Raw genomic sequence first — 19,173 nt, 5'->3', positions numbered from 1 at the left:
CATCGTCGCGCCGCGCGCTCCCCGGTTCACCTTCCGCGGTGTCCGACCACCGGGACGCCCGGTCGGCCCGTACGGCCTGAAGGCACAATGAACCCATGCCGATACCCAGCCGCGAAGCCCTCGTCGACCATCTCGTCCGTACGCGTATCGCCGGTGATGTCGCCACACCCCGCGAGAACAACCTCTCCCACTACCGCAAGCTCTCCAACGGCGACCGCCACTACTGGCTGGGAATCGACCTGGGCGACCGGTGGACCGACGAGCAGGACGTCCTCGCGGTAATGGCCGAGCGCTGCGGGGTGATCGACGATCCCGAGCACCGTTTCGGGCAGGACACCATCGACCCCGAGCTGACCGTCGCCGGTCTGGAGCGGATGGCGGCGCGACTGCGCAAGGCCGCGGAGGCGCAGCAGCGCGTCCTGTTCGCGACCGGGCACCCGGGTGCGCTGCTCGACGTGCACCGGGCGACCGCGGACGCGATGCGGCGCGCGGGCTGCGAGATCGTACGGATCCCCGGCGGGCTCGTCGCGGACGAGGGCTATGTCTTCCAGTTCGCCGATGTCGCCGTCTTCGAGCGGGGCGCGAGCCTGTGGCACACGCACTCGCCCGAGCCGATGAACGCGATCCTCGACGCCCTGGAGGCCGAGGGCAGCCCGCTGCCGGACCTCGTGGTCGCCGACCACGGCTGGGCGGGGCGGGCGGGCCAGCGCGGCATCGACTCCGTGGGGTACGCGGACTGCAACGACCCGGCGCTGTTCCTCGGCGAGGCCGAGGGAACCGTGCAGGTCACGGTCCCCCTCGACGACCACGTCCTCGACCCGCGGTTCTACGAGCCGATGACGGCGTTCCTGCTGGACGCGGCAGGTCTGGAGCAGTAGGCCACCTGCCCCGGTCTCACCAGACCTTCCCGGCCTGCTCCCGTACGGTCCGGTTGATCCGGTTGAAGAAGTTGGTGAGGGCGATCTCCAGGATGAGCCCGGCGAGCTGCTCCTCGGTGAAGTGGTCGGCGGCCGCGTCCCAGATCTCGTCGGTGACGCCGGCCGCGCCGTCCTGGATCCGGGTGGCGGCCTCCGCGAGGTCGAGGGCCGCGCGCTCCTCGTCGCTGAAGAAGGGGGTTTCGCGCCAGGTGACCACGTTGTGCAGCCGTACGTCACTCTCCCCGCGCTTCTTCGCGCCTTCGACCCCGGCGTAGACGCAGGGGCTGCACCCGTTGATCTGGCTGGCCCGCAGATGGACCAGGCCGAGCAGGCTCTCGTCGACTCCGGCGGAGTGGATCGCCTTGTAGAGGTGCTGGACGGCGGTGGTCACGTCGGGGTTGGAGGCGCCCTGCATGCGCGGGGTGCGGGCGTCGGTACGTTCGCCGGTGCGCGCTTCGGTACGTGCTTCGGTACGTGCTTCCATCGGACTGCTCCTTCATCGGTTACGTGGGCCCGTCCGGGCCCGTCACCTTCCTGACGGAGCAGTCGCGAGGAAGGTGACAACATGAGCGGGAGCAGTCCGAAGGATCCGATGGCCGAGGCCTTCGAGGCCCAGCGCACCCGGCTGCGGGCCATCGCGCACCGCATGCTCGGCTCGGCGGCCGACGCGGAGGACGTGGTGCAGGAGGCCTGGCTCCGGCTGTCCCGCCAGGACCCGGCGGAGATCCACAACCTCGGCGGCTGGCTGACCACGGTGGTGGGCCGGATCAGCCTCGACGTGCTGCGCTCGCGCCAGGCCCGTCCGCAGGCCTCGCTCGACGACGAGGAACGCGGCGAGCTCGTCGTCACGGCCGACGACGGACCCGGACCCGAGGAGTCGGTGGCGCTCGCCGACTCGGTCGGGCTCGCCCTGCTCGTCGTCCTCGAATCCCTCCGCCCGCACGAGCGGCTCGCGTTCGTGCTGCACGACCTGTTCGCCGTGCCCTTCGACGAGATCGCCCGGATCCTCGGCAAGTCCACCGACGCCACGAAGATGCTCGCGAGCCGAGCCCGCAGGAAGGTGCAGGCGGGCGAGCGGCCGACGGCCTTCGCGCGGGAGCAGCGTCCGGTCGTCGAGGCGTTCCTGACGGCGGCCCGCGACGGTGACTTCGACGCGCTCCTGCGCGTCCTCGACCCCGAGGTGCGGCTCACCGCCGACACCCCGGACGGCCGTTTCGTCGTCATCGGCGCCAGCAAGGTCGCCGCAGGCGCCCGGATCGGCTCGGGCGCGGGGGCGCTCGGACGGGCCGTCCTCGTGAACGGACGCCCCGGCTACCTGGCCTGGCGCGCGGACCGCACCCCGCTCGCGCTGCTCGCGTTCACGGTCACCGACGGCCGCATCACGGAGATCACTTCCGTGGCCGACCCGGCGTGGCTGGCGGCGCTCGACCTGCCGGATCCGGTTGAGGCGTGAGAGCCCGCCGGACGGGGCGCGCCGGGGTGGACCGGGGGACCAGGGACGTCAAACCGCTCCCCCCTCGCACCCACCCGCACGCCCCGCCGCGGCTCAGGCCCTCTCAGCAGCCCCCGCCGCAGCAGCCGCGCGCTGCCGCGCCCCGACCTTGGCCGCCGTCTCCCGCAGCAGTCCGGGGCCCAGCCTGCGATGCACCGCGGACAGGGGCGTCCACACGAGCCGGCCGGGGGTCCGGTCGTAGCGCAGGAAGGTCGTCAGGGACACGCGGCCCTCCGCCGCCCGGACGATCAGCTGGCCGGTCAGGGACCCGGACGCGGCCTCGAGCCGCACCCAGTCCTCGCCCCGCCCGGCGATCCGCCAGCCCGCCACGGTCCGCGGCGAGCGGCCCCCGGCCAGCCGCAGGCCCAGCAGCCCACGCCATATGAACCGTTCCGTGCGGCTGGGCTCGTCGCCGAACATCGCCCGCGCCCAGTCCTCGGCGCTCGTCCTGCCGGTCGCCTCCCCCGCCGTCTCCCCCGCCGCGTCCGTACGCAGCGCGAACCAGTCGACGTAGTCGTACGACGGCAGCGAGGTCAGCGCACGGGCGTGGGCGGGGACGGCCCGCTCCCCGACCGCCCGCTCGACCGGCTCCGCGGACGGGGCCGGCTCCACGGACGGGACCTGCTCCACGGACGGGAGCTGCGGGCCCGGCTTCACGTGCGGCCCGCCCCCAGGTGCCGCCTCCCCCACGAGCCCGCGCTCGCGCCACGCCCGCTCCCACAGCCGCGTGAGCGTCGGCAGGACGATCAGGTGGCGGAACGGTGCGATGCCTGCCATGTACAGCCGGCCCAGCCGCCCCTTCGGCCGGACCAGGACCGCCATGCGCAGCTCGTGGTCACCGCTCGCGGCCGGCACCCAGCCGAGGTGCATGATCGCGTGCGCGGTGCCGTTGGCGATCTCGCGGGCGCACTCGCGGTCCAGGACGTACAGGGTGCTCAGCTCGCCCGCCGGTGCGGGCTCGGGCGCGAGCGCCCGCAGGTCGTCAGGGAGCCGGTCGCGCAGCGAACCGTGCGCCGCCGGGCCCGTTCCGGCCTTGTCCCAGCCGAACCAGGCACCCAGCTTGAAGCGCACGGCGAACAGGAACCGCAGCGGCCACGGCTGCCGCGCGGGCTCAAAGGCGGCGTCGAACGCCGCCAGCATCTCCGGGAAGTCCCCGGGGCCGGCGCCGGGGGTGCGGATGGCCCACACGTCCTCGAGCCGGAAGTCGTCGGCCAGTGCGTGAATGCGCCACGGCTGGTCCGTATGGGCAGTTCCGGGGAGCCTCATCGTCGTCTCCGTTCCGGTACACGTCCGGTACACATCGCGTTATACGGTGGCGTACAACTCAAGGCTAACGCCTTTTATACGGTGGCGTATAACTGGGCGTACGACCGGTCACGGTGAGGTGGGACACAGCATGGGCGCAGCGCGCACTCCGCGGGAGAAGTGGATCGAGGAAGGACTGCTGGCCCTGGCCGACGGCGGCCCGGACGCCGTCCGCGTGGAGGCGCTCGCGAAGCGGCTCGGGGTCACCAAGGGCGGCTTCTACGGCTACTTCACCGACCGCGCGGCACTCCTGACGGCCATGCTCGACACGTGGGAGCGGGAGAGCACCGACGAGGTGCTGCAGCAGATCGCGCAGGAGGGCGGCGACCCGAGGACGCAGGCCCAGCGCGCGGGCGAACTCACCTTCTCCGACGACCGGCTGCTCCCCCTCGACCTCGCCGTCCGCGACTGGGCCCGGCGCGACCCGGAGGTGGCCGAGCGGCTGCTGCGCGTGGACGAGCAGCGCATGGCCCTGCTGCGCGAGGTCATCGGCGGCTTCTGCTCCGACCCCCTGGAGGTGGAGGCCCGCAGCCTGATGGCCTTCTGCGTGGCGATCGGCGAGCACTTCCTCTCGGTCGGCCACGGCGGGCACACCCGGGCCGAGGTCATCCGCCGCGCGGCCGACCTCGTCCTCAACCGCCCGGCACAGTCCCCTTAGTCGCCCTCCGTGGGCGGCGCCGGATCGATGTCCGTGGGCGGCGTCGGATCGATGAAAACCCGCCGCACCGAGGGGAAGCGGGCCCGCAGGCGGTGTTCCGCCTCCTCGCAGGAGCGCTCCACGTCCGCCGCCGTCACCACGTCACGGAAGTCCGCCTTCGCCGCGATCAGCACCTCGCCCGGGCCCTGGACCAGCGTCACCAGGTCCACGACCTCCATCACATGCGGGACGGCGAGGAGTTCCTCGCGGATCTGCTCGCGCGTCTCCGGAGGCAGCGAACGGCCGATCAGGAGGTCGGCGTTGCTGCGGCCCAGCTCCCATGCCACCCCCACGAGCAGCAGGCCGATGAGGACCGACGCGATGCCGTCGTAGACCCCGGAGCCGGAGAGCTGGCCGCCGAGGAGGCCGCCCGCGGCGAGCGTGAGGCCGATCAGGGCCGCGCTGTCCTCCAGGAACACCGCCTTGACCGCCGTGTCCGGGGTCCAGCGGACATAGCGCTTCACGCCGACCCGGTACCGCGCGGCCTCACCGCGCACCTGCCGCCACGCGACCCGCAGTGAGGAGGCCTCCAGGGCGAAGGCGAGCGCCAGGATGATGTACGAGACCGTCGGATCGCCCGGTGCCTCGCCGTGCGTGAGCGTGTGGATGCCGTCGTACACGGCGAAGACCCCGCCGCCGACGAAGGTCGCGACGGCCGCGAGCATCGCCCAGACGTAGCGGGCGCCGCTGTAGCCCAGCGGGTGGGCCTCGTCGGCCGGCTTCCCGCCCGCCCTGAGGGAGACGAGCAGCATCAGCTCGGTGACGGTGTCGGCGAGGGAGTGGGCGGCCTCGGAGAGCATGGCGCTGGAGCCGCTGATCACTCCGGCGAAGGCCTTCGCCACGGCGATGGCGAGGTTGACGCAGACGGCGACGATGACCGTCCCGACGGACTCCGAGTGCTCCGGCTCGCTCATGTCGCGACGGTATGTCCGGTTCGGATGCGGTGCGATCCGGGCCGCGCGGCAGGCGAGTCAGCGCGGTACCCGGACCACGCCTTCCTGGATCACCGAGATCGCCAGGCGGCCGTCCTGGGTGTAGATACGGGCCTGGCCCAGGCCGCGGCCGCCGGAGGCCGAGGGGGACTCCTGGTCGTAGAGGAGCCATTCGTCCGCGCGGAACGGGCGGTGGAACCACATCGCGTGGTCGAGCGAGGCGCCGACCACATCGCCGACCGTCCAGCCGCCGCGGCCGTGCGCGAGCAGCACCGAGTCGAGGAGCGTCATGTCGGAGACGTACGTGGCCAGGCAGACGTGCAGCAGCGGGTCGTCGTCGAGCTTGCCGTTCGCGCGGAACCAGACCTGCGAGCGCGGCTCGCGCGCCTCGCCGACGGTCCCGTACGGCGGGGCGTCCACGTACCGCAGATCCACCGCGCCGCGTGCCTTGATCATGCGGTCCACGACGCCGGGGTCCCGGAAGTTCGCCGCGTACCGCGGCAGCATCTCGGCCGCGGTCGGCAGCGACTCGGGGTCGGGCGCGGGCGGCATCTCCGCCTGGTGCTCCATGCCCTCCTCGTACGCCTGGAACGACGCCGAGAGGTGGAAGATCGGCTTGCCGTGCTGTACCGCGACGACCCGGCGCGTGGTGAAGGAACGCCCGTCGCGGATCCGGTCGACCTCGTACACGATGGGCGCGCCGGGGTCCCCCGTGCGCAGGAAGTACGCGTGCAGGGAGTGGGCGTCGCGCCCTTCGGGCACGGTGCGGCCGGCCGCGACCAGGGCCTGGGCGGCGACTTGCCCGCCGAAGACCCTGGGCACGAGCGCGGACTGCGACTGCCCGCGGAAATAGTCCTGCTCGATCCGCTCCAGGTCGAGCAGATCGAGCAGGCGCTGCAGTTCTTCGTTCAAGGCAGGTGGCCTTAGAGGCCCATGTCCTTCGCGATGATCGACTTCATGACCTCGGACGTGCCGCCGTAGATGCGGTTGACGCGGTTGTCCGCGTACAGGCGGGCGATCGGGTACTCGTTCATGAAGCCGTAGCCGCCGTGCAGCTGCAGGCAGCGGTCGATCACGCGGTGCGCGACCTCGGTGCAGAAGAGCTTCGCGGAAGCGGCCTCGGCGGGGGTCAGCTCACCGGCGTCCAGGGCCTCCAGGGCGCGGTCGGCGACGGCCTCGGCGGCGTCCACCTCGGCCTGGCAGGCGGCCAGTTCGAACTTGGTGTTCTGGAAGGACGCGACGGTCTTGCCGAAGACGGTGCGCTCCTGGACGTACTCCTTGGCGAACTTCACCGCGGCCGCCGCCTGGGCGTACGCGCCGAAGGCGATGCCCCAGCGCTCGGAGGGCAGGTTCTGGCCGAGGTAGTAGAAGCCCTTGTTCTCCTCGCCGAGGAGGTCCTCGACGGGGACCTCGACGTCGACGAACGCCAGCTCGGCGGTGTCGGAGGTCTTCAGGCCCAGCTTGTCGAGCTTGCGGCCGATCGAGTAGCCGGCGGACTTGGTGTCCACGGCGAACAGGGAGATGCCGAAGCGGCGGTCCTGCTCGGTCGGCGCCGAGGTGCGGGCGCAGACGATCACACGGTCGGCGTGCACACCGCCGGTGATGAAGGTCTTGGCGCCGTTGAGGATGTAGTGCGTGCCGGCCTCGTTGAGCTTGGCCGTGGTCTTCATGCCGGCGACGTCGGAGCCGGTGCCCGGCTCGGTCATCGCGAGCGCCCACATCTCCTCGCCGGAGACGAACTTCGGCAGGTAGCGCTTCTTCTGCTCGTCGGAGGCGAGCAGCTGGATGTACGGGAGGCCGAGGAGGACGTGCACCCCGGAGCCGCCGAAGGAGACGCCGGCGCGGGCGGTCTCCTCGTACATGACGGCCTCGTACTTGTGCGAGTCGATGCCGGCGCCGCCGTACTCCTCCGGGACGCGGATGCCGAAGATGCCCAGCTCACCGAGCTTGTAGTAGAAGTCGCGCGGGGCCTGGCCGGCCTCGTACCACTCGTCGTAGACGGGGACGACCTCGTTCTCGATGAACGCGCGGATGGTCTCGCGGAAGGCGTCGTGGTCCTCGGTGAACACGGTGCGGCGCACGGGGTCTCCTCTTACGTCGGTGGGGCGCCCACAGTCGTTGAGGGGCTGCACCCTGGCTAAGCGCTTGCTCAGGTTACCGGCCGGTTGGTACGCGCGTCCAGGGTGGCGATGGCCACACCACTGGACGCGAACGCCCCGCGAGCCATCCGGTGCAGCAAGCCCGCCATGGCCGCCCGCCCCGGAAGCGCGCCGGGCCGGCTCAGGTGCGGGGTCGAGTTCAGGAGACCGAAGACCGCGTGGACCGAGGCGCGGGCATCCGCCTCCACCAGGGACGGGTAGACCTTGCGGACGACCTCGACCCACAGCTCGACGTACTGGCGCTGCAGCTGGCGGACCAGTTTGCGGTCGCTGTCGCGCAGGCGGTCCAGCTCGCGGTCGTGCAGGGTGATGAGAGGACGGTCGTCGAGCGCGAAGTCGATATGGCCCTCGATGAGCGAGTCGAGGAGCGCGGAGGGCTCGCCCTCCGCCTCGGCCACCCGGCGCTTGCCGCCGGTCAGGAGCTGTTCACTGATGCCGACGAGCAGTTCGGCCAGCATCGCGTCCTTGCCGGCGAAGTGCCGGTAGAGGCCGGGGCCGCTGATACCGACCGCGGCCCCTATTTCATCGACGCCGACCCCGTGGAACCCGCGTTCGGCGAAGAGCCGCGCCGCTTCCTTGAGGATCTGCTCGCGGCGGGTCGCGCCCGCGGTCGTGGTGCTCATGAAGTCATTCTAGACAGTGCGGTTAGCGGTCGTTAACCTGTTGGCAATGGGTTAACGCTCATTAACCGAGCAAGGGGGCTCACCACCATGCAGCAGGCACCCGTGCTGAGCAGCGGCGCCGATCCGGCGTCCGAGGCCTGGCGGTCCAACGAGGCGGCGCACCGCGCGCTCGTCGAGGAGCTGCGCGAGAAGCTCGCCGCGGCCCGGCTCGGCGGCGGCGAGAAGTCGCGCGCCCGCCATGTCGCGCGCGGCAAGCTCCTGCCGCGCGACCGTGTGGACACGCTGCTCGACCCGGGCTCCCCGTTCCTGGAGCTGGCCCCGCTCGCCGCGGACGGCCTGTACGGCGGGGACGCGCCGGCCGCCGGGGTGATCGCGGGGATCGGCCGGGTGTCCGGGCGCGAGTGCGTGATCGTCGCCAATGACGCCACCGTCAAGGGCGGCACGTACTACCCGATGACGGTGAAGAAGCATCTGCGCGCCCAGGCCGTGGCCCTGGAGAACCGTCTCCCCTGCCTGTATCTGGTCGACTCCGGCGGCGCCTTCCTGCCGATGCAGGACGAGGTCTTCCCCGACCGTGAGCACTTCGGGCGGATCTTCTACAACCAGGCCAAGATGTCCGGCGCGGGCATCCCGCAGATCGCGGCCGTCATGGGCTCGTGCACGGCCGGCGGCGCGTACGTCCCGGCGATGAGCGACGAGGCCGTGATCGTGCGCAATCAGGGCACGATCTTCCTGGGCGGCCCGCCGCTGGTGAAGGCCGCGACCGGCGAGGTCGTCACGGCCGAGGAGCTGGGCGGCGGCGAGGTCCACTCGCGGACGTCGGGCGTGACCGACCACCTCGCTGAGAACGACGCGCACGCGCTGCGGATCGTACGGAACATCGTCGCCACGCTGCCCGAGCGCGGCGCGCTGCCCTGGTCGGTCGAGGCTCCCGAGGAGCCGAAGGCGGATCCGGCCGGGCTCTACGGCGCCGTGCCCGTCGACTCCCGTACGCCCTATGACGTGCGGGAAGTGATCGCGCGGATCGTCGACGGCTCGCGCTTCCAGGAGTTCAAGTCCGAGTACGGGCAGACGCTCGTCACCGGGTTCGCGCGGATCCACGGGCACCCGGTCGGGATCGTCGCGAACAACGGCATCCTGTTCTCCGAATCCGCCCAGAAGGGCGCCCACTTCATCGAGCTGTGCGACCAGCGCGGCATCCCGCTGCTGTTCCTGCAGAACATCTCGGGCTTCATGGTCGGCCGCGACTACGAGGCGGGCGGGATCGCCAAGCACGGCGCGAAGATGGTGACCGCCGTGGCCTGTACGCGCGTGCCGAAGCTGACGGTCGTGGTCGGCGGCTCGTACGGCGCGGGCAACTACTCGATGTGCGGGCGGGCGTACAGCCCCCGCTTCCTGTGGATGTGGCCCAACGCGAAGATCTCCGTGATGGGCGGCGAGCAGGCCGCGTCCGTGCTCGCCACCGTCAAGCGCGACCAGATCGAGGGTCGCGGCGAGGAGTGGGCGGCCGAGGCCGAGGACGAGTTCAAGGCGCCGATCCGCGCGCAGTACGAGACACAGGGGAACGCCTACTACGCGACGGCCCGCCTGTGGGACGACGGGGTCATCGACCCCATGGAGACCCGCCAGGTCCTGGGCCTCGCGCTGACCGCCTGTGCCAACGCCCCACTCGGCGACCCCGAGTTCGGCGTCTTCCGGATGTGAGGGGACCCCTGACGATGTTCGACACAGTTCTGGTCGCCAACCGCGGCGAGATCGCGGTCCGCGTGATCCGTACGCTGCGGGCGCTCGGGGTCCGCTCGGTCGCGGTGTTCAGCGACGCGGATGCCGATGCCCGGCACGTACGGGAGGCGGACACGGCGGTACGGATCGGGCCGCCGCCCGCTTCCGAGTCGTATCTGCGCATGGACGCATTGATCGACGCGGCCCGGCGCACGGGCGCGCAGGCCGTGCACCCCGGCTACGGCTTCCTCGCCGAGAACGCCGCCTTCGCACAGGCCTGCGCGGACGCCGGCCTGGTCTTCATCGGGCCGCCCGCCTCGGCGATCGACCTGATGGGCGACAAGATCCGCGCCAAGGAGACGGTGAAGGCGGCCGGGGTTCCGGTCGTCCCCGGCTCCTCCGGCAGCGGGCTCACCGACGCCCAACTGGCCGATGCGGCACGGGAGATCGGCGTTCCGGTCCTGCTCAAGCCGTCCGCGGGCGGCGGCGGCAAGGGCATGCGGCTCGTACGGGACCTCGCGGTCCTCGACGAGGAGATCGCCGCGGCCCGGCGCGAGGCCCGCGCCTCCTTCGGCGACGACACCCTGCTCGTGGAGCGCTGGATCGACCGGCCCCGGCACATCGAGATCCAGGTGCTCGCGGACGGCCACGGGAACGTGGTGCATCTCGGCGAGCGCGAGTGCTCGCTGCAGCGCCGCCACCAGAAGATCATCGAGGAGGCGCCCAGCGCGCTCCTCGACGAAGCGACCCGGGCCGCGATGGGCGAGGCGGCCGTGCAGGCCGCGCGCTCGTGCGGCTACTCGGGTGCGGGCACGGTGGAGTTCATCGTCCCGGGCGGTGACCCCTCCGCGTACTACTTCATGGAGATGAACACGCGCCTTCAGGTCGAGCACCCCGTCACCGAGCTGGTCACCGGGATCGACCTGGTGGAGTGGCAGCTGCGGGTGGCCGCCGGGGAGCAACTCCCGTTCGCGCAGAACGACATCACGCTCACCGGGCACGCGGTCGAGGCGCGGATCTGCGCCGAGGACCCGTCCCGCGGCTTCCTGCCGTCCGGCGGCACGGTGCTCGCGCTGCACGAGCCGTCCGGGGACCGGGTGCGCACGGACTCCGGGCTCTCCGAGGGCACGGAGGTCGGCAGCCTGTACGACCCGATGCTGTCCAAGGTGATCGCGTACGGCCCTTCGCGGGCGGACGCGTTGCGCAGGCTGCGGGCCGCGCTCGCGGACACCGTGACACTGGGCGTGCAGACGAACGCGGGCTTCCTGCGCCGCCTTCTCGCCCACCCCGACGTGGTGTCCGGCGAGATGGACACGGGGCTGGTCGAGCGCGAGGTCGACGGACTGGTCGACACCGCCGTACCGGACGAGGTGTACGCGGCCGCCGGCCTGCTGGCCCGGTCCCGGCTCGACCCGCAGGCGGCTCCCGGCCGTTGGCTCGACCCGTTCGACGTGCCCAGCGGCTGGCGCATGGGCGACGCACCCGCCTGGCTGGAGCACCCCGTTCGCGTGCCAGGTCAGGAGCCGGTGGCGGTCGCGGTGCGCACCGACGGGCCCTCCGGGACGGAGGTGCGCGTGGATACCGAGGCCGCGCCCGCCCGGGCCCGCCTGACCGCGCTCACCCCCACCCACCTCACCGTCGAACTCGCGGGCCTCACCCACAAGTTCACCTACGCCACGGGCGCCGACGGCACCTGGCTGGCCCGCGACGGGCACAGCTGGCACCTCCAGGACCACGACCCCGTCGAGGCCGCGCTCACCGGCGCCGCGCACGCGGGCGCCGACGCCCTGACCGCCCCGATGCCCGGCACCGTCACCGTCGTGAAGGTCGCCGTGGGCGAGGAGGTGGCGGCCGGGCAGAGCCTGCTCGTGGTCGAGGCGATGAAGATGGAGCACGTCATCGCCGCCCCGCACGCGGGCACGGTCACCGAGCTCGATGTGACCGCGGGCGCGACCGTCGCGATGGACCAGATCCTCGCGGTCGTCGCCCCGCACGAAGAGGCCCCGCACACCGAGGAGACCTCATGACCGGGCTGCCGATGACCGTCCCCGCCCCCGAGCTGCCGCCCCGGATCCGTATCCACGAGGTGGGTGCGCGCGACGGGCTGCAGAACGAGAAGGCGACCGTCCCGACGGAGGTCAAGGCGGAGTTCATCCGCCGCCTGGCCGCCACCGGCCTCACCACCATCGAGGCCACCAGCTTCGTGCACCCCAAGTGGGTGCCCCAACTGGCCGACGCGGAAGCCTTGTTCCCGCAGGTCTCCACCGTCGAAGGCGTGGATCTCCCGGTCCTCGTGCCCAACGAGCGCGGCCTGGACCGCGCCCTGGAGCTGGGCGCGCGGCGGATCGCCGTCTTCGGGTCGGCCACCGAGACCTTCGCGCAGAAGAACCTCAACCGGTCGGTCGCCGAGTCCCTCGCGATGTTCGAGCCGGTGGTCGTCCGCGCGAAGGACGCCAAGATGCACGTCCGCGGCTATCTGTCGATGTGCTTCGGCGACCCGTGGGAGGGCGCCGTCCCCGTCCACCAGGTCGTCCGTACGGCCAAGGCGCTGCTGGACCTCGGCTGCGACGAGCTGAGCCTCGGCGACACCATCGGCGTGGCCACCCCCGGCCACGTCCAGGCGCTGCTCTCCGCGCTGAACGAGGAGGGCGTGCCCACCGGCGCCATCGGTGTGCACTTCCACGACACGTACGGCCAGGCGCTCTCCAACACCCTCTCCGCGCTCCAGCACGGCGTCACCACGGTGGACGCGTCCGCGGGCGGCCTCGGCGGCTGCCCGTACGCGAAGAGCGCCACCGGCAATCTCGCCACCGAGGATCTCGTGTGGATGCTCGACGGCCTCGGTATCGAGACCGGGGTCGATCTGGCCGCGCTCACCGCCACAAGCGTGTGGCTGGCCGAACAGCTGGGCCGTCCCAGCCCCTCCCGCACCGTCCGCGCGCTCTCCCACAAGGACTGAGCCCGTCTCTCACCTGGAGTGATCAGGGATGACCCTGGACCACCGGCTCTCCGCCGAACACGAAGAACTGCGCCGTACCGTCGAGGAGTTCGCGCACGACGTCGTCGCGCCGAAGATCGGCGACTTCTACGAGCGCCACGAGTTCCCGTACGAGATCGTCCGCGAGATGGGCCGCATGGGCCTGTTCGGGCTGCCCTTCCCCGAGGAGTACGGCGGCATGGGCGGCGACTACCTGGCGCTCGGGATCGCCCTGGAGGAGCTGGCGCGCGTCGACTCCTCCGTCGCGATCACCCTGGAGGCCGGTGTCTCGCTCGGCGCGATGCCGCTCCATCTGTACGGGACCGAGGAGCAGAAGCGGCAGTGGCTGCCGAAGCTGTGCAGCGGCGAGATGCTCGGCGCGTTCGGGCTCACCGAGCCGGGCGCCGGTTCGGACGCGGGCGGCACCCGCACCACGGCCGTACTCGACGAGGCCACCGACGAATGGGTGATCAACGGCTCCAAGTGCTTCATCACCAACTCCGGTACGGACATCACGGGTCTGGTGACGGTCACGGCGGTCACCGGCCGCTCCCCGGAAGGCAAGCCGCAGATCTCCTCGATCATCGTCCCGTCCGGCACCCCGGGCTTCACGGTGGCCGCCCCGTACTCGAAGGTCGGCTGGAACGCCTCGGACACCCGCGAGCTCTCCTTCACCGACGTCCGCGTCCCGCGCGCCAACCTGCTCGGTGAACTCGGCCGCGGCTACGCCCAGTTCCTGCGGATCCTCGACGAGGGCCGCATCGCCATCTCGGCGCTCGCGACCGGGCTCGCGCAGGGCTGTGTGGACGAGTCGGTGAAGTACGCCAAGGAGCGCGAGGCGTTCGGGAAGCCGATCGGCGCCAACCAGGCGATCCAGTTCAAGATCGCCGACATGGAGATGAAGGCGTACACGGCCCGCCTCGCGTGGCGTGACGCGGCCTCGCGGCTCGTCCACGGCGAGTCGTTCAAGAAGGAGGCCGCGCTCGCCAAGCTCTACTCGTCGACGATCGCCGTCGACAACGCGCGCGAGGCCACGCAGATCCACGGTGGCTACGGGTTCATGAACGAGTACCCGGTGGCCCGTATGTGGCGCGACTCGAAGATCCTGGAGATCGGCGAGGGCACGAGCGAGGTGCAGCGGATGCTGATCGCGCGGGAGCTGGGGCTGACGGGCTGACCGGCTGAGAGCAGCACCACATCGAAAGCGGGCCTTAGGTTAGGTTAACCTAAGGCCCGCTTCGACGTCCGTCCCCGAGAAAGCAGACTGCACATGCCCAAGCCCCACCTCTCCCGGCTCTCCCGACGTGGTCTGCTCGCCGCGGGCGGCGCTGTCGGCCTCGGTGCCGTCCTGGCCGCGTGCGGTGACGACAAGGGCAAGAAGGACGGCGGTTCGACGAAGACCGGCGGCTCCGGCTCGTTCTCCTTCACGGACGACCGCGGCACCGAGGTGAAGGCCGGCAAGATCCCCGCGAACGTCGTCGCCTTCACCGGCACCGCCGCCGCGCTCCACGACTACGGCATCGAGGTCAAGGGTGTCTTCGGCCCGACCGAGACCTCGGACGGCAAGCCCGACGTCCAGGCCGGCGACATGGACATCTCCAAGGTCGAGATCCTCGGCAACGCCTGGGACAAGTTCAGCGTCGAGAAGTACGCGGCCCTCAACCCCGAGCTCCTGATCACGGACATGTGGATCAAGGACCAGCTCTGGTACATCACGGGCACCGCCGCCGAGAAGAAGATCCTCCAGCTGAAGGTCCCCTCGGTCGCCCTGTGGGCCGCCGAGACCACCATGGACAAGGCGCTGGCCCGCCGCGTGGACCTCGCGAAGGCGCTCGGCGCCGACACCTCCGCCAAGAAGGTCACCGACGCCAAGGCCGCCTTCGAGAAGGCCGCCGCCCGGCTGCGCGCGGCCACCAAGGCCAACCCCGGCATCAAGGTCATGGTCGGCTCCGGCTCCGCTGACCTCTTCTACGTCACCCTCGCCAAGACGGCCGCGGACACCGCGTACTTCGAGTCCCTGGGCGTGGAGTTCGTGAAGCCGAAGGTCAACGCGCAGGGCTTCTTCGAGGAGCTCAGCTGGGAGAACGTCGACAAGTACAAGGCCGACGTGATCATGATGGACAACCGCACCGGCACGCTCCAGCCCGCGGACCTCGACAAGTCGAAGCCGACCTGGAAGCAGCTCCCCGCGGTCAAGGCCGGTCAGGTCGTCCCGCGCGTGACCGAGCCGATCTACTCGTACGCGAAGTGCACGCCGATCCTGGAGGACCTGGCGAAGGCGATCGAGGACGCGAAGAAGGTCACCAAGTGACCTTCCGCCTGTTCGGCCTCGAAGTCATCCGCACGGAGCGGCTGTCGCCGTCGCTGGCGCGCGTCACGTTCACGGGATACGGCGAGTCCGACGAGGACCGGGCCCTGACCGGGTTCCGCTCGGGCGGCCTCGACCAGAGCTGCTCCCTGTTCCTGCCGCAGCCGGGCCAGAAGGAGCCGGTGCTCCCGCCCGAACAGGAGCCGGGCGCCTGGTACATGGCGTACCGCTCGATGCCGGACGACGAGCGCGCCGTGATGCGCTCGTACACCGTGCGCGCCCAGCGCCCCGAGGCGGGCGAGGTGGACATCGACTTCGCGCTGCACGAGGACGGCGGACCGGCGTGCGTCTGGGCGGAGAAGGCCGCGCCCGGCGACCGCGTGAACGTGCTCGGTCCGGCGGACGCCGACAACACGGGCGTACGGTTCCAGCTGCCCGAGTCCGCGCCCTGGGTGCTCCTGTGGGCCGACGAGACGGCGCTCCCGGCCGCCTCCGCGATCCTTGAGTCGCTCCCGGCCGGCCTCCCGGTCCGCGCCTTCTTCGAAGTCCCGTACGCCGCCGATGAGCTGGCGCCGCGGACCGCTGCGGACCTCACGGTCACCTGGCTCGCGCGCGAGCGCGGCGAGAGTGCCCTCGAAGCGATCCGCGCCGCCGACGGGCTGCCCGCCGAAGCCCCGTACATCTGGCTCGCGGGTGAGGCGGGCGCGATGAAGCTGATCCGCCGGCACCTCCTCGACGACCGCGGCTACGACCGCCGCTCCGTCAGCTTCACCGGCTACTGGCGCCTGGGCGCCAGCGAGGACCGGCTGCGCGACGAGGCGGTGGCAGGGGTCACGGAGTCCGAGGAGGACTGACCCGCCGGGCACGCCCGCACACTCCGGAGCCCTGGGAGACGGTCCTCCCAGGGCTCCGGCATGCCGGACGCGAGTGCGTCGGCCCGCCTGCCTCACTCCCCGGGCCAGGGCACCTTCGGCGACTTGTAGTACTCCATGCCGAGCGCGTCCCAGCGCGGTCCCTGCGCCGCGATCCGTCCCTTGTACGCGTCCCAGTCATGCGTGGACGCGGGCGACCAGCCGAGCTCCGCGATCCCCGGCAGCCGCGGGAACGCCATGTACTCGATGTGCTCGCTCGTCGACAGCGTCTCCGTCCACATCGGCGCCTCGACGCCGAGCACCGAGGACTCGGGCGCCCCGGTCAGATACGTCCCCGGATCCCAGTCGTAGGACCGGTCCACCTCGACGAGGCCCGCCCACGCCAGGCCCAGGGGCGTGTCCTTCGTGTACTTGTGGTCGATGTACGCGCGGTCCGCCGGCGAGAGCACCAGCTTGGTGCCCTTCTTCGCCGCCGCCACGACCTGGTCGCGCTCGGCCTGCCCGGTCCGGTCGTAACCCCAGTACTGCGCGACGGCGCCCTTGGCCGGGTTCGCCCCCGTCAACTGGTGCCAGCCCATCACGGTCTTGCCGTACTTGGCGACGACCGGCTGCACGCGCTCCATGAACTTCACGTAGTCCTCGTGCGACGTCGAATGCGCCTCGTCCCCGCCGATGTGGAGATAGCGGCCGGGGGTGAGGGCGGCGATCTCACGGATCACGTCGTCCACGAAGTCGTACGTGACCTCCTTGGGCACGCACAGCGAGCTGAAGCCGACCTCGATACCGGTGTAGAGCTCCTTGGCGACGCCGTCGCAGTTCAGTTCGGCGTACGAGGCGAGCGCGGCGTTCGTGTGGCCCGGCATGTCGATCTCCGGGACGACCTCCAGATAGCGCTCGGAGGCGTACCGCACGATCTCCGTGTACTGGGCCTTCGTGTAGTAGCCGCCCTTGCCGCCGCCGACCTGCGTGGACCCGCCGTGCTCGGCGAGCCGCGGCCAGGAGTCGATGGCGATCCGCCAGCCCTGGTCGTCGCTGAGGTGCAGATGCAGCTTGTTGACCTTGTACATCGCCATCTGGTCGATGTAGCGCTTCACTTGGCCGACGGTGAAGAAGTGCCGTGACACATCGAGCATCGCCCCGCGGTACGCGAAGCGCGGGGTGTCCTCGATCCGGCCGCCCGCGACCTTCCACGGGCCGTCCTGCTCACTGTCCTTCTCCACCTGCGCCGGCAGCTGCTGCCGCAGCGTCTGCACCCCGTGGAAGAGCCCCGCGGGCTCCTTGGCGGTGATCGTGACGCCGCGCTTCCCGGACACCAGACGGTAGCCCTCACCGCCCAAGTCCCTGGCGCGCCGGTCGAGTTCGAGCCTGATGCCGCCCTTGCCGCGGTCCTCGGTGACCGGCAGCCGGTAGCCCGTGGACGGCCGGAGCACCCCGGCCAGCGCCTCACCGATCCGCCGCGCCTCCCGCGAGCCGTCCTCGACGCTGATCCGGGTGCCCGAGGTGATCTCGTACGGGGATCCTCCGGCGTCGACCTCCGCGGGTGCCGGGATCACCTGGCCGAGCGGGGTGACGGCGGGCACCGCGCGCGCCTCGCCGGCGGGGGCGGCCCCTCCGCAGGAGATCACCATGCCCGCCACGAGCAGCAGCGGGCCGAACAGCCGGGCGGACGTTCTGTGCTGTCTCACAAGCCGGTCCCTTCGACGGGTGTGGTCCAGTCCTGTGTGCAGTCGAACGGTCACCATCCGTACCGCACCGCATTCGACCGGTCAAGGTATAGACCAGTGAGTCGCCCGTAGACAGTGAGCCATCCGTAGACAGTGAGCCGCCCGTAGACAGTGAGCCGCCCGTAGACAGTGAGCCGCCCGCGGACCCGGAACTCCCCCATGACAATCCGGCGCCGGATGCCAGAATCAAACCCATGGCGGAAATCATCCAGCGCGACGGCACCTGGACCTTCGACGGCGACACCCTCCGGCTCGTACCCGGACACGACAAGAACGTCAGTGTGCTGCGCAAGACGCTGGGTGAACTGGAGCTCCCCGTCCAGGCGTTGGCGGGCATCTCCTTCGAACAGGGCAAGAAGCAGGGGCGGCTCAGGCTGCGGCTGCGCGAGGGCGCCGATCCGCTCACGGTGGTCACCGGCGGCAAGCTCGCGGACGCCGCCGACCCGTACCAACTGACCGTCGAATCCGACCGCTACGGCGTCGCCGAGTACTTCGTGGACGAGGTACGCAACGCCCACCTCCTGGAGCAGGTCCCGGCCGACCCCTGCACCACGTACCTCCTCCCCGGCCCCGCCGTCCCCCTCTCCGTGAGCGCGGGCGACGGCACCGCGAGCTTCGACGGCGAGCGGGTCCGTCTGGAGTGGAAGTGGAACACCGAGGACGCGAAGGCGGCCTCCGGCACCCGCACCCTCGCCCTGGACGACATCGAGGCCGTGGAGTGGCAGCCGTCCGCCGGCCTGGAGAACGGCTACCTCCGCTTCAAGGTCAGGAACGCCTCGACGAAGGCGCCCCCGAAGTACGACCCGAACGCGATCGAGCTCTGGGGCTTCAAGAAGGACCCGCTGATGTCCTTGATCGCCGCAGCGGTCCAGGCCCGCCTACCGCACCCGGCCGCGGAACCCACCCCACCCGGGACCCCGAAGGCCCTCGCCGCGGCCGCCACCCCTTCCGAGGACCACGACGCCTTGCTCCGCCGCCTGCGCGAACTGGGTGAACTTCACCAGTCGGGAATCCTCACGGCGGAGGAGTTCACGCTGGCGAAGCAGGCGGTTCTCAAGCGGCTGTAATCATCACAAAACGGGTTTCAGGGATGGCCAGGCAGGGGAAACATTCATCCCCTGCCCGATTCCGGGCAGGATCGTTGCGAACAAGCCCCCCGATCCCCCAGGATCTCCCCAATGCACGACGACCTCGTTGATCACCTCACGCGAACCACCCCGCTCCAGCGGGGCGAAGCGCTGCGCGTGATCCAGGACGTCCTCGCGTACTTCGACGAGACGACAGAAGACTTCGTCCGTCGCCGCCACCGCGAACTCCAGAGTCAGGGCCTGGTGAACGCGACGATCTTCGAACAGATCGCGGCGGACCTGAAATACCGCGCGGTCGCGCCACCGGAGCTGTCCCTCCGCCAGCTGCGCCGCATCGTCTACGGCTGAACGCCCACG

At 71.1% G+C, this 19,173-nt stretch carries 18 protein-coding genes; 11 read left to right on the top strand and 7 right to left on the bottom strand.

The features are described 5' to 3' along the window. Positions 1–95 precede the first annotated feature (95 nt). Positions 96–878 carry a phosphatase gene (locus ACIBI4_RS21585; RefSeq protein ID WP_399205572.1) on the top strand — a complete coding sequence of 261 codons (783 nt, stop codon included), beginning with the start codon at positions 96–98 and terminating at the stop codon, positions 876–878. 16 nt (positions 879–894) lie between these two features. Here the strand turns inward: ACIBI4_RS21585 and ACIBI4_RS21580 are convergent, their stop codons facing one another. Next, complete coding sequence (locus tag ACIBI4_RS21580) at positions 895–1,332, bottom strand: carboxymuconolactone decarboxylase family protein (RefSeq protein WP_399205719.1); 438 nt, start codon at positions 1,330–1,332, stop codon at positions 895–897. 150 nt (positions 1,333–1,482) lie between these two features. Between ACIBI4_RS21580 and ACIBI4_RS21575 the strand changes: the two genes are divergently transcribed. Beyond that, positions 1,483–2,370: a sigma-70 family RNA polymerase sigma factor gene (locus tag ACIBI4_RS21575; protein WP_399205571.1), complete on the top strand. Its 888-nt coding sequence runs from the start codon at positions 1,483–1,485 to the stop codon at positions 2,368–2,370. A gap of 93 nt (positions 2,371–2,463) precedes the next feature. On the opposite strand, the gene ACIBI4_RS21570 is transcribed toward ACIBI4_RS21575, so the two are convergent. After that, positions 2,464–3,675, bottom strand: coding sequence for a DUF2867 domain-containing protein (locus ACIBI4_RS21570; protein ID WP_399205570.1), 1,212 nt, complete (start codon positions 3,673–3,675; stop codon positions 2,464–2,466). A gap of 130 nt (positions 3,676–3,805) precedes the next feature. On the opposite strand from ACIBI4_RS21570, the gene ACIBI4_RS21565 reads away from it, so the two are divergent. Further along, the gene (locus ACIBI4_RS21565) at positions 3,806–4,372 is read left to right on the top strand and encodes a TetR/AcrR family transcriptional regulator (protein WP_399205569.1); all 567 of its coding nucleotides are present in this window, start codon (positions 3,806–3,808) and stop codon (positions 4,370–4,372) included. Here ACIBI4_RS21565 and ACIBI4_RS21560 read toward each other — a convergent pair. From ACIBI4_RS21560 to ACIBI4_RS21545, 4 genes are all read right to left on the bottom strand, one after another. Further along, positions 4,369–5,325 (bottom strand): cation diffusion facilitator family transporter, encoded by a 957-nt coding sequence (locus ACIBI4_RS21560; RefSeq protein WP_399205568.1) that lies wholly within the window; start codon positions 5,323–5,325, stop codon positions 4,369–4,371. The two genes, ACIBI4_RS21565 and ACIBI4_RS21560, sit on opposite strands and share 4 nt — an antisense overlap. Positions 5,326–5,382: 57 nt before the next feature. Further along, on the bottom strand, positions 5,383–6,255 hold the full coding sequence (gene tesB / locus ACIBI4_RS21555; protein ID WP_399205566.1) for an acyl-CoA thioesterase II: 873 nt from the start codon (positions 6,253–6,255) through the stop codon (positions 5,383–5,385). 11 nt (positions 6,256–6,266) lie between these two features. Further along, complete coding sequence (locus tag ACIBI4_RS21550) at positions 6,267–7,424, bottom strand: acyl-CoA dehydrogenase family protein (RefSeq protein WP_399205565.1); 1,158 nt, start codon at positions 7,422–7,424, stop codon at positions 6,267–6,269. Between the two features lie 68 nt (positions 7,425–7,492). Continuing rightward, positions 7,493–8,125, bottom strand: coding sequence for a TetR/AcrR family transcriptional regulator (locus ACIBI4_RS21545; protein WP_399205564.1), 633 nt, complete (start codon positions 8,123–8,125; stop codon positions 7,493–7,495). A gap of 87 nt (positions 8,126–8,212) precedes the next feature. Here ACIBI4_RS21545 and ACIBI4_RS21540 point away from each other — a divergent pair, with 87 nt between their 5' ends. The 6 genes from ACIBI4_RS21540 (at position 8,213) to ACIBI4_RS21515 (ending at position 15,986) form a co-directional block, all read left to right on the top strand. Continuing rightward, positions 8,213–9,829 (top strand): carboxyl transferase domain-containing protein, encoded by a 1,617-nt coding sequence (locus tag ACIBI4_RS21540; protein WP_399205563.1) that lies wholly within the window; start codon positions 8,213–8,215, stop codon positions 9,827–9,829. Positions 9,830–9,843: 14 nt separating this feature from the next. Further along, entirely contained in the window at positions 9,844–11,874 is a 2,031-nt protein-coding gene (locus tag ACIBI4_RS21535; RefSeq protein WP_399205562.1) for an acetyl-CoA carboxylase biotin carboxylase subunit, read from the top strand. Next, a complete protein-coding gene (locus ACIBI4_RS21530) occupies positions 11,871–12,806 on the top strand; it encodes a hydroxymethylglutaryl-CoA lyase (protein WP_399205561.1) in 936 nt (311 codons plus the stop codon). Before ACIBI4_RS21535 ends, ACIBI4_RS21530 begins: the two co-directional genes overlap by 4 nt. Positions 12,807–12,834: 28 nt before the next feature. Then, the gene (locus tag ACIBI4_RS21525; protein WP_399205560.1) at positions 12,835–14,001 is read left to right on the top strand and encodes an acyl-CoA dehydrogenase family protein; all 1,167 of its coding nucleotides are present in this window, start codon (positions 12,835–12,837) and stop codon (positions 13,999–14,001) included. Positions 14,002–14,094: 93 nt separating this feature from the next. Beyond that, entirely contained in the window at positions 14,095–15,135 is a 1,041-nt protein-coding gene (locus ACIBI4_RS21520) for an ABC transporter substrate-binding protein (RefSeq protein ID WP_399205559.1), read from the top strand. After that, on the top strand, positions 15,132–15,986 hold the full coding sequence (locus ACIBI4_RS21515) for a siderophore-interacting protein (protein ID WP_399205558.1): 855 nt from the start codon (positions 15,132–15,134) through the stop codon (positions 15,984–15,986). Before ACIBI4_RS21520 ends, ACIBI4_RS21515 begins: the two co-directional genes overlap by 4 nt. Positions 15,987–16,078: 92 nt before the next feature. Here the strand turns inward: ACIBI4_RS21515 and ACIBI4_RS21510 are convergent, their stop codons facing one another. Beyond that, the gene (locus ACIBI4_RS21510; protein WP_399205718.1) at positions 16,079–17,632 is read right to left on the bottom strand and encodes a beta-N-acetylhexosaminidase; all 1,554 of its coding nucleotides are present in this window, start codon (positions 17,630–17,632) and stop codon (positions 16,079–16,081) included. A 290-nt stretch (positions 17,633–17,922) separates the two neighbouring features. Between ACIBI4_RS21510 and ACIBI4_RS21505 the strand changes: the two genes are divergently transcribed. Together ACIBI4_RS21505 and ACIBI4_RS21500 are read left to right on the top strand one after the other, a co-directional pair. Then, positions 17,923–18,795 carry a DUF4429 domain-containing protein gene (locus ACIBI4_RS21505; protein WP_399205557.1) on the top strand — a complete coding sequence of 291 codons (873 nt, stop codon included), beginning with the start codon at positions 17,923–17,925 and terminating at the stop codon, positions 18,793–18,795. 111 nt (positions 18,796–18,906) lie between these two features. Continuing rightward, entirely contained in the window at positions 18,907–19,164 is a 258-nt protein-coding gene (locus ACIBI4_RS21500) for a hypothetical protein (protein WP_399205556.1), read from the top strand. Positions 19,165–19,173: the final 9 nt, after the last annotated feature.

It is taken from the genome of Streptomyces sp. NPDC050418 (assembly GCF_044458745.1).
GTDB lineage: Bacteria > Actinomycetota > Actinomycetes > Streptomycetales > Streptomycetaceae > Streptomyces.
The sequence above is the reverse complement of the archived record's forward strand: the minus strand, read 5'-3'. Positions and strand labels throughout refer to the sequence as shown.